The organism is Arthrobacter sp. GMC3 (genome assembly GCF_002929305.1).
Lineage (GTDB): Bacteria > Actinomycetota > Actinomycetes > Actinomycetales > Micrococcaceae > Specibacter.
In genome coordinates, this window is the sequence record NZ_PJIO01000012.1 from 104943 (window position 1) to 115496 (window position 10554).

The following is a 10554-nucleotide window of genomic DNA, read 5'->3' on the forward strand; positions in this document are numbered from 1 at the left end:
CCTGCATCGCCCGCCTGTAACGGCTAAGCTGGCACCAAATCGACACCTATTAACGGAGCCCCACGTGCCGGAGAAGTTGCAGCCCCAACCTCATACGAACAGCTCACCCCCGCCCGTCCACGGTCATTCAGAATTCCTGGTTGTTTCCAACCGCTTGCCCATTGACAGGGATACCAGTGACACGGCCGACGTCGGCTGGAGACGTGCGCCCGGAGGTCTCGTCACAGCGCTGGCCCCCGTCATGGCCTCGCGGGAAGGTGCCTGGGTGGGCTGGCACGGCGCGCCCGATGAAGTCCTGGAGCCTTTTCACCACGAAAACATGGACCTCATCCCCGTCCCGCTCTCCAGCGACGAGGTGGAGCTTTATTACGAAGGTTTCTCCAACTCCACCCTCTGGCCGCTCTACCACGACGTCATCGCACCCCCAGAATTTCACCGTACCTGGTGGGATTCCTACCGGAAAGTGAACCAGCGCTTTGCCGAGGCCGCGGCCAGCGCCGCCGCCAAAAACGCCACCGTCTGGGTCCAGGACTACCAACTCCAACTCGTCCCCCGCTACCTTCGCCAGCTCCGCCCGGACCTGCGCATCGGCTTCTTCAACCACATCCCGTTCCCGCCGCCGGAGATCTTCGCCCAGATGCCCTGGCGCCAGGCCATCATCGACGGCCTCCTGGGCGCGGACCTCATCGGCTTCCAACGCCCCAACGACACCGCCAACTTCCTGCGCTCGGCCCGCCGCTTCCTCGGCGCCAGCGTCAAGGCTCAGCAGGTCCACGTCAGGGAAACCGACGGCGCCATCAGCCACATCGCCCGCGCCGAGCCCTTCCCCATCTCCATCGACGTGGGCCACATCCAGGAACTCGCCGCCCGCCCCGACATCATCGCCCGCTCCCGGCAAATCCGGGAGGACCTGGGCAACCCCAAGACCATCGTGCTGGGAGTGGACCGTCTTGACTACACCAAGGGCATCACCCACCGGCTCAAGGCCTACGGTGAGCTCTTGGACGACGGCGTCATCACCGTCGAGGATGCCGCCCTGATCCAGGTGGCCAGCCCCAGCCGCGAGCGCGTGGAAAGCTACCGGCAGCTGCGCGAGGACGTAGAAGGAATGGTGGGCCGCATCAACGGCCAGTTCGACACCATCCAGAACACGGCCGTCCGCTACCTGCACCACAGCTACCCCGTGGAGGAAATGGTCGCCCTCTACCTGGCCGCCGACGTCATGCTCGTGACAGCCTTGCGCGACGGCATGAACTTGGTGGCCAAGGAATATGTCACGGCCCGCACCGACAACACCGGGGCCCTGGTGTTGAGCGAATTCACCGGCGCCGCCGATCAGCTCAAGCAGGCACTGCTAATCAACCCGCATGACATCGACGGACTCAAGGCCACCATCGCCCGCGCCATCAAACTGCCCAAGGCAGAATCCGCACGCCGCATGCGGGCCATGCGCAAACAAATCCTTTCCCACGACGTCCAGCGCTGGAGCGAGGACTTCCTTCTCACCTTGCAAAATGAGGCGGTCCGTGACGACCGCTGACCCGGGCCCTGACGGTTTGAGCGCGGAACTGCGCGACGCCGTGGCCCGCGTCGCCCACACTCCTCACCTACTGGTCGCGATGGACTTTGACGGCACCATGGCCCCCCTGGTTTCCCGCGCCGAGGACGCCCGCCCGCTTCCAGGCGCTGCGGCCGCCTTTGCTTCCCTCGCCGAACTGGAGAGTACGACGACGGCGCTCGTGTCCGGGCGCGCCCTGGCCAGTCTGCGCGCGGTCGCCAGCCCGCCTGTGCAGACGCTGCTGGTCGGCAGCCACGGCGCCGAGGTATGGCTGGGGCAGGACTCCCCCGGGCTCGAACTCACCGAACAACAAAAAAGGGTGCTCGGCAAAGCGCAGTCAGTGATCAACGAAGCCGTCGCCCAGCATCCCGGTACCACAGTGGAGAACAAGCCGGCCGGCGTCGTCCTGCATTACCGTCAGGCAACCCCGGAGGCCGGGCAGTCCGCCGTCGCCCAGGTCCGTAAGGCACTCGAACAGGAGACCGGCCTGTTCATCAGCGACGGCAAGATGGTGCTGGAGATTTCCGCCGTCAACGCCAACAAGGGTCAAAGCCTGCAGCTATTGCGCAAGGCCACCGGCGCCACGGCCGTCATCTTTGCCGGGGACGACGTCACGGACGAGCACGCCTTCGCCGCCCTGAATCCCGGCGATGTGGGCATCAAGGTAGGCCAAGGCGCCACCAAGGCCCCGTTCCGCATCGGCTCCCCGGAGGACCTGCCGGCACTCCTTGAACTACTCTTGGCAACTCGCAAACACTCGTGAAAGGTTTTTCGTTGTCTTCTTGCACCATTCGTAATGTCCGCCCCTGGGGTGGGGAACCCAGCGACGTCACAGTTGTGGCCGGCCGGATCTCCGCGATCGCGCCGCACAATCCGGCAGCAGCGGTGACCGGCACTGTCGTTGAGGGCCGGGGCCGGCTGCTATTGCCGTCGTTCTCCGACGTCCACGTCCACTTGGACTCCACCCGGCTGGGTCTGCCGTTCCGTGAACACACTGGCGGGCCGGGCGTCTGGACCATGATGCTCAATGACCGCAACAACTGGCGCAACGCCGAGACTTCCATCGGCGAGCGCGCCGAAACTACTTTGCGCATGATGATCGAACGTGGCACCACCCGGGTGCGCAGCTACGCCCAGGTGGACGTTGACTGCGGCCTTGAACGCTTCGAGGCCGTGGCCGCCGCACGGGAAACGCACAAGGACCGCGCCGAGGTGAAGATCATCGCCTTCCCACAGGCCGGCCTGCTCCTGGAGGAAGGTTCGGCCCAGGTACTTGAGGAAGCGCTCAAGGCCGGGGCCGACGTCGTGGGCGGGATCGATCCGTGCTCCCTGGACCGCGACCCCGTCCGGCACCTTGACATCGTGTTTGGGCTGGCCGAGAAATACCAGCTGCCCATCGACATCCACCTGCACGAAGCCGGCGAGCTGGGACACTTCAGCGCGGACCTGATCGCGGAACGCACCCGCGCCCTGGGCATGCAGGGCAACGTCACCATCTCCCACGGCTACCCGTTGTGGGGAGTCAGCGACGCACACACACGCAAACTCATTGAAACCTGGGCCGAGCTGGATATCTCCACGGCCACGGTGGCGCCCGGGACAGGCGCCAAGCTTCCGCTGGCCGAGCTGGCAGCGGCCGGCGTCCGCGTGGGCCTGGGCGAAGACGGCCAGCGCGATTACTGGTCGCCCTACGGCAACGCGGACATGCTGGACCGCACCTGGCAGCTGGCCTTCACCAACGGCTTCCGGGCCGACGAACTCATCGAACACGCCTTGGCCGTGGCAACACTGGGTGGCGCCTCGATCCTGGACCGTTCAACACCCAGGCTTCGCTCGGTAGCCGACAGGCCCGGAACCCAAGTCTCCGACGTCGCCAGTTTTGTTCTGGTGCCCGGAGACTCGGTCAGCGCCGCCGTCATGGAACGCTCCTCCGACCGCACCGTGCTGCACAACGGGCACGTGGTGGCCGATCAGCTCACGTTGGTCTAACGCGTCACCTTCGCCACATGTGACGCGCAGCACGCTAAGAATGTGCCATACTTCATATAACAGGAACGTACCCGCCTAGGTGGATCACGGCCTGCCAACTAAATAAAAAACCATTCACTTGAGGATCGTTCGGCACGTACCTGCCGATGAAGGGAACTATTACTGTGGCTTCAGTAACTTTTGATAACGCAACACGTTTGTACCCGGGCACCACCAAGCCCGCCGTTGACAAGCTCAACATCGAGATCGCCGATGGCGAATTCTTGGTCCTCGTTGGACCCTCCGGTTGTGGCAAGTCCACCTCCCTGCGCATGCTCGCAGGCCTGGAAGACGTCAACGCCGGCCGTATCCTCATTGGCGACCGCGACGTCACCGACGTCCCGCCGAAGGACCGCGACATCGCCATGGTTTTCCAGAACTACGCGCTGTACCCGCACATGAGCGTTGCCGACAACATGGGCTTCGCCCTGAAGATCGCCGGCGTTTCCAAGGAAGAGCGCGCCACCCGCGTCAAGGAAGCAGCCCGCCTCCTGGACCTCGAGGCCTACCTTGACCGCAAGCCGAAGGCACTCTCCGGTGGTCAGCGTCAGCGTGTTGCCATGGGTCGCGCAATTGTGCGTAACCCGCAGGTGTTCCTCATGGATGAGCCGCTTTCCAACTTGGATGCCAAGCTCCGTGTACAGACCCGTACGCAGATCGCCTCCTTGACCCGCCGCCTCGGCGTCACCACCGTCTACGTGACCCACGATCAGGTCGAGGCCATGACCATGGGTGACCGCGTTGCTGTTCTCAAGGACGGCCTGCTGATGCAGGTTGACACTCCTCGCAACCTCTACGACACACCCAAGAACGTGTTCGTTGCCGGCTTCATCGGCTCCCCCGCCATGAACCTGCTGGAACTGCCCGTTGTTGACGGCGGCGTGAAGTTCGGCGGCGCAATCTACCCGGTCCAGAGCAGCGTCTTGGGCGCAGCAGCCGGCAACACCGTCACCGTTGGTGTCCGTCCCGAGGACCTCGAGCTGGTCGGTGCCGGTGAAGGTTTGGCTGTTGAGGCCGACGTCGTTGAAGAGCTGGGTGCCGACGCTTACGTTTACGGCCACGCCATCATCGACGGCGCCGAGCGCGACATGGTGGTCCGTGTCGACGGTCGTCGCCCACCGTTGAAGGGCGACACCATCCACGTCCGCCCCCAGGTTGGCCACGTCCACCTCTTCGATGCGACCTCCGGCCTGCGTTTGGGCAACGAGAGCGTCGTCTCAAACTAACGCCCACGCCCCTGGCGAAGACGCGGTTGCTTGTTGGATGTCTATCCAGCAGGCAACCGCGTTTCACCTTTTAAGAGAGAATTAGTCCATGACTGACCTTCCCGGCGCCCAGTGGAACCACGAGCCCACAGACTTTGAACAGATCGGCAAGCTGCCGCGCAAGTCTGCGCCGCCGGCCCAGGTCATGGGCTCGCTGAACATCACCGCCGCCACGGCCGACCAGGGACTGCTAGACCTGCCCTGGCACATCAGGCTCGAGGATTGGCCTGCGGCGAACCTGGCAGCCCTCCCCCGTGGCATCTCCCGGCACGTGGTGCGGTTCGCGCACATGGACGGCTCCGTGATCGCCATCAAGGAGACCTCCGAGCACGTGGCCCGGCATGAATATCACATGCTGCGCAAACTGGCCCGGCTGGATGTCCCCTGCGTTGAACCCGTGGCCGTCATTACCGGCCGCACCACCCCCACGGGGGCCCCCTTGGACCCGGTGCTCGTCACCCGGCACCTGAAGTTCTCCCTGCCCTACCGTGCTCTCTTTTCCCAAAAGCTGCGCCGCGAAACACTCACCCGGCTCATTGACGCCCAGGCACTGCTCCTGGTTCGGCTGCACCTGGTGGGCTTCTACTGGGGCGATGTTTCCCTCTCCAACACCCTGTTCCGCCGCGACGCCGGCGCCTTCGCGGCCTACCTGGTGGATGCCGAAACCGGAGAACTCTACCCCGATCTGTCCACCGGCCAACGCGAGTACGATCTTGAGATCGCCCGGGTCAACATTGCCGGTGAGCTGATGGATCTGCTTGAGGGCGGGCTCATCGAGGAGAAGGTTGACCCTGTCGCCACCAGCGAGCTGATCATGGAAAGTTACCGCCGGCTTTGGGCGGAGCTGACCGAAAAGGAATCCTTCGAGTTGGAGGACCGCTGGCGCGTTGGGGCACGGATCCGCCGTCTGAATGAACTGGGCTTTGATGTTGAGGAATACGCCATCAAGACCACCCCTGACGGCTCCACCATCCAGCTTCAGCCAAAGGTGGTCGACGCCGGTCACCACCAGCGCCGTCTGCTCCGGCTGACGGGCATTGATGCCCAGGAAAACCAAGCCAGGCGCCTGCTCAACGACATGGACTCCTTCAGGGCCGATTCCGGTGCCGACGCGGATGAGGAAATCAGCGCCCACAATTGGGTCAGCAGTATTTTTGAGCCCATCGTCCGAGCCATCCCCCGCGAACTTGGCGGCAAGCTGGAACCGGCCGAGGTAGTCCACGAGGTTTTGGAACACCGCTGGTACAAGTCCCAGCAGGAAGAACGCAACGTCCCACTTGCCGAGACCGTGCAGTCCTATGTCGACACCATTTTGCGGTACCGCCGTGACGAGGATGCCATCATGCTCAGTACAGACACCGAAACCATCAAGATGCTTGAAAGTGGCGTCCTCCCGGACAGCGCCTACGACGGCGAGTAGCTACTCGCCCTGATGCCTGCCCCGGACGTGGACCAGCGCGTAGCCTCCCACACCGAGGCCAGCCAGCAGTGTTACGCCCAGCAAAAGCAGCATCCAGGTCATCAGGCCCACACCGCCTGACTTCTCACTGGTCAGGGAAAGCTCCGCACCGGTGGCTGCCGCTGTTGCCTTGCTGCGATCCTGCGCCGGAATAAACACCTGGGGCGTCTCGGTGGGCGTGAAAGTGGGCCACGGGGTCTCCGAAACGACCGGAGCCACCGTGCTCGGCTCCGGCGACGCCACAGTAGTTTCCTTCTTTTCCGTTAGCGGCTCCGCCACTACCGGTGCTTTTTCGGCTGCGGCCGGGACATCGGCCGTCGGCGTCGGCTTTGCGGGCTTCTCCGCCGGAGTAGACGCCGGTGGCCCGACCTCGACTATAGGTGGCGCCGAGGGGTTGTTCTCTGTGACCTTGCGCTGCGCCGGGGCGGCCACTAGCGCGGCTACAGCGGCTGAATTCACGGGCATCTGGGCATTCACTGCCGCGTGGGCAGAAACCGCCAAAGTGACGCTGCCCGCAAGGCAGAGGGCAGACACCATGGCGGCAACCGCTGCCCTCTGGGCAGTAGCGCGCCAAAAAGGTCGCGATGAGAATGTCATGGATTACTTCCAAGTTAGTTTATGAGTCCGCCAATCGAACACAGTTACCCCGAAAATACACTGCCCGATCGGATACATATTAGTCAAGTATTACTGTCCATTAGGCTGCCGGAATTGCTTTCCCCGGATTGAGAATTCCTTGCGGGTCAAAGATCTTCTTCATTTTCCTCTGCAGTTCCAGGACGTTTTGTGCCTGTTCAAGGGGTAGCCAGCGAAGCTTGTATTGCCCAATTCCGTGCTCACCGGTGATGGTTCCGCCAAGTTCCAGGGCCTTGTCAATTGATTCGTCCAGGGCGGCGTTGAGAGCACTGATACTTTCGGCGTCCATGCCGGGAACCCAAAATGTGGGGTGCAGGTTTCCGTCGCCTGCGTGGGCGATCACGCGCAGGCCCACCCCGTGCCGGGTCGCCATCTCCTCCAGCGCCAGGATGTAGTGCACCAGCTGAGAGCGGGGAACAGCAACGTCCTCCCCTACCCGATTCTCAGCGTCAACATCCATGCCACGATTGTTGCGACGCAGTTCAACCAGCTGCTCGGCCTCTTGGGGATCCTCCACGCTCACGGATCCGCCCACTGATTGTAGTGCCGCCGTGGCAATCTCCACCTCCTGGCCCGCAGCAAGTCCGTCGAACTGAATCAACAGCAGGGCGGTTCCCCTGCTGGCCAAGTTGCTCCCATTGCGGAAGTCCAGTTCTTCCAGGCTGGGCCCGTCCAGCAGTTCCAGAATGCATGGCTGCACACGGGCAGCACCCACCGCAAGCACGCCAGCCGCTGCCGATTGCACGTCCGGGAAGAACACGGCCAGGGTTCGCACATCCGTTGGCAGGTACTTCAGCCGCACTGTCGCGGCCACCACGATCCCCAGGGTCCCTTCGGATCCCACGAACAGGCCCGTGAGGTCATACCCGGCCACGCCCTTGAAAGTGCGGTGCCCTGTATGGATGAGCGTGCCGTCGGCCAGGACCACATCGAGTGCCAGAACGGCGTCGCGTGTCACCCCATACTTGGCGCACCGCAGGCCACCGGCATTGGTGGCAACATTTCCGCCAATGGTTGCCACTTTAAAGCTGGCCGGGTCGGGTGCGAACATCAATCCGAATTCCGCGGCGGCCTGGTTCAGGTCGGCATTGACCACACCGGGCTCCACCCGGGCAATCTCGTCTTCGGGATTCAGTTCAAGGATTCTGTTCATCCTCTCAAGGCTCAGCACCAGCGACCCTTGTGTTGCGTGGGCGCCTCCGGACACGCCAGTCCCGGCGCCGCGGGCCACGATCGGAACCATGTATTTCGCGGCAAGCTTCACTACGGTCTGGACATCGGCCACCGATTCCGCCCACACAACGGCAACCGGCTCCCGGTAGTCGGTGACCGGACCCTGGTCAATTGCGTAGCTGTGCAGGTCTTCCGGGCTGATACTCAACTGGCCCTCCCGCAACGCAGCCCGCAGTTCGCCCTCTAGTTCCCGGTTCAGTGGAGTGTCCGTTGTTGCCATGTCCGTTGAAGCCTTTCCTTCACTGCCCAACAAGGGCTCCTGAACATTCTAGAAGAACGACGGCGGCGCCACCGGCACGTGCCCTATTCGGCAGGGACCTGGATACCGGGTAAACGCCAAATGTAGACTCCAGGGCCGTTGGCGTTGAAATCGCTAGCGATACGGTATTCGCTTGAATGGTAGACGGGCGTGGCGGCGACCATCACCGCGCTCTCCGCCAAGGTCAGGCCCATATCTTCAAAGCGCAGCCCCTCCACGTCGGCACGAATGGCAACCACGAGAAGCGACTCATGCGGTGACTCGCGAATGAATGCCAGCACATCGCCGTCGGCCGCCAACCAGCGCATGGCTCCGTGGGCCACTGCAGGGCTGGCGTGCCTCAGATCGGCAAGGGCCGTATAGTCGGCTCGCAGGTCATTCACAACACGCTCAGGCTCATTCCACGGCATTGGAGTGCGGGACGACTCACCCCGATCCCCTTCAAGGCCAAATTCGTCTCCGGAGAAGACCACGGGAATACCGGGGAGCATCATGGAGAGCGCAGCCGCCACCAGTGGGCCGCCGGGGATCATGACGGATGCAGCCCGGGCCGTGTCATGGGTGTTCAGTGCGTTCATTGTGGCGTTGCGAACAGGCCAGCTGAAAGCGCTCGACAGATCACGATGGGTGGCGAGCACCGTCTGCGCATCGACCCGGTTGGGACCGGACAACGGGGTGCCGAAGAAGTCCACCCGGGCCTCCGTGTTCGCAAGCCATTGCCACATGGGACGGGTGAAGTTGGAGTAGGTCATGGCGCCCTGCCAACCGAAGCCGTCTACGTCCGTTCCTGCATCCGATGTTTCCTCCCCCAGGAGCAGAGCATTCGGGTTAAGTTCAAGTACCCGCTTTTGAATGAGGGCTGCGACTTCGCGATTGATGTCCTGGGCACCCAACCGCCCGGTCATGTTGCCCACATCTATGCGCCAACCATCCAGATTGAACGGTGGTTTCAGCCATTTGGCTACAACGGACTCCTCGCCGGTGACGAATGCTTCCCGCAGGCCGGGTGAGGCCCAGTTGAGCTTGGGCAGGGATTTCACACCCCACCACGATTCGTAGTCGGTGTGCTCGGCGTTGAAGTAGTAGAAATCGGCTTCGGGGCTGTTCGGATCCGCCTTCGCCCTTTTGAACCATTCGTGAGCGTCTCCGGTGTGGTTCGCCGTCAGATCCCCCATGACTTTCATACCGCGGCTGTGCGCCGCCTCCACGAGGTCCACGAGTGCTTGGTCCCCTCCCAACAGTGGATCCACGTGCTCAAAGGTAGAAGCGTCGTAGCGGTGGTTGGACCGCCCCGGAAAGAAGGGCGTCAAATAGATGATGTCCACACCGAGTCCGGCCAGGTAGCCCACCTTGTCAGTCACGCCGGCAAGATCACCACCATAAAATTGCCGGGCCACATTCGCTCCGGTGCCTTCCACGGGGGTCTGCCAGGAGCAGGGCAACGCCCACTCCGGCGCTACACGGGCGCTGGATTCTTCGGACCGTGCGAATCGGTCAGGGAACACCTGGTACATGATGGCGTCCCTGGACCATGACGGCGCCGGCACTGCGGTGGTGACTCTGAAGTCGTGGAAGTCGGAAGTGTCCCGGGCGTGCAGCCCAGCATTGTTGAGGGAATAGTATTCGTTGCCGGCACCATTGCCGCCGGGCACCTCTATGACGAACCGGTACAGGGCGACGGGGTTGACCACCAGCATGGCGGCCTCCCACCAGACCCAGCCGTCGCCTTCATCACCCAGGCATTGGGCCTCGTTGTACCGTGGTTCGCCGTCCTGGACACTGCGTACCCATACACGTGAGGCGCTCCCCCACTTCGCCGGCACACGCAACCTCAGCTTGCAGGGGTCGTTCAACGCCGGTCGCTGATTCGCCACATACAAGGTGGAGCCATCGTGGTGTGGTTGCATGCCTGCCATGTTCTTGTCCCCTTTGTTTAACCGATTCGCCAGCCACTGACAATCTACCGGCCGGGAGCACTACTGCGGGCAAGGCAAGGGGTGTGTGGGTTGTGGTTGTTAACGTAGGGAGGCCCCGCACCCTGTGGTGTGGGGCCTCGACCTGTTTACTGTTTGTCCGGCGGTGTCCTACTCTCCCACATCCTCACGAATGCAGTACC

At 63.0% G+C, this 10554-nt stretch carries 8 protein-coding genes; 5 read left to right on the forward strand and 3 right to left on the reverse strand.

All coding sequences use genetic code 11. From position 1 onward, the window contains the following. The first annotated feature begins 76 nt into the window (after positions 1–76). From CXQ94_RS17305 to CXQ94_RS17325, 5 genes are all read left to right on the forward strand, one after another. Positions 77–1540: a trehalose-6-phosphate synthase gene (locus CXQ94_RS17305; RefSeq protein WP_181034280.1), complete on the forward strand. Its 1464-nt coding sequence runs from the start codon at positions 77–79 to the stop codon at positions 1538–1540. Then, on the forward strand, positions 1527–2321 hold the full coding sequence (otsB, locus tag CXQ94_RS17310) for a trehalose-phosphatase (protein ID WP_258067165.1): 795 nt from the start codon (positions 1527–1529) through the stop codon (positions 2319–2321). The genes CXQ94_RS17305 and otsB overlap by 14 nt, the downstream gene beginning before the upstream one ends. 11 nt (positions 2322–2332) lie before the next feature. Continuing rightward, on the forward strand, positions 2333–3547 hold the full coding sequence (locus CXQ94_RS17315) for an amidohydrolase family protein (RefSeq protein WP_219817082.1): 1215 nt from the start codon (positions 2333–2335) through the stop codon (positions 3545–3547). Between the two features lie 164 nt (positions 3548–3711). After that, positions 3712–4812 carry an ABC transporter ATP-binding protein gene (locus CXQ94_RS17320; RefSeq protein ID WP_104091846.1) on the forward strand — a complete coding sequence of 367 codons (1101 nt, stop codon included), beginning with the start codon at positions 3712–3714 and terminating at the stop codon, positions 4810–4812. 88 nt (positions 4813–4900) lie between these two features. Further along, complete coding sequence (locus tag CXQ94_RS17325) at positions 4901–6271, forward strand: DUF4032 domain-containing protein (RefSeq protein WP_104091834.1); 1371 nt, start codon at positions 4901–4903, stop codon at positions 6269–6271. Here CXQ94_RS17325 and CXQ94_RS22260 read toward each other — a convergent pair whose 3' ends face one another. The 3 genes from CXQ94_RS22260 to CXQ94_RS17345 all read right to left on the reverse strand — a co-directional run bounded on the left by CXQ94_RS22260 (position 6272) and on the right by CXQ94_RS17345 (position 10354). Beyond that, positions 6272–6775, reverse strand: coding sequence for a hypothetical protein (locus CXQ94_RS22260; protein WP_146070342.1), 504 nt, complete (start codon positions 6773–6775; stop codon positions 6272–6274). Positions 6776–7007: 232 nt separating this feature from the next. Continuing rightward, the gene (locus CXQ94_RS17340) at positions 7008–8399 is read right to left on the reverse strand and encodes an FAD-binding oxidoreductase (protein ID WP_104091837.1); all 1392 of its coding nucleotides are present in this window, start codon (positions 8397–8399) and stop codon (positions 7008–7010) included. Between the two features lie 83 nt (positions 8400–8482). Then, positions 8483–10354 carry a glycoside hydrolase family 13 protein gene (locus CXQ94_RS17345; RefSeq protein WP_104091838.1) on the reverse strand — a complete coding sequence of 624 codons (1872 nt, stop codon included), beginning with the start codon at positions 10352–10354 and terminating at the stop codon, positions 8483–8485. Positions 10355–10554 lie beyond the last annotated feature (200 nt).

Coding starts and splice junctions, on each gene's coding strand:
- CXQ94_RS17325 (WP_104091834.1), top strand. CDS start 4,901: ATGACTGACCTTCCCGGCGCCCAGTGGAACCACGAGCCCACAGACTTT.
- CXQ94_RS22260 (WP_146070342.1), bottom strand. CDS start 6,775: ATGCCCGTGAATTCAGCCGCTGTAGCCGCGCTAGTGGCCGCCCCGGCG.
- CXQ94_RS17340 (WP_104091837.1), bottom strand. CDS start 8,399: ATGGCAACAACGGACACTCCACTGAACCGGGAACTAGAGGGCGAACTG.
- CXQ94_RS17345 (WP_104091838.1), bottom strand. CDS start 10,354: ATGGCAGGCATGCAACCACACCACGATGGCTCCACCTTGTATGTGGCG.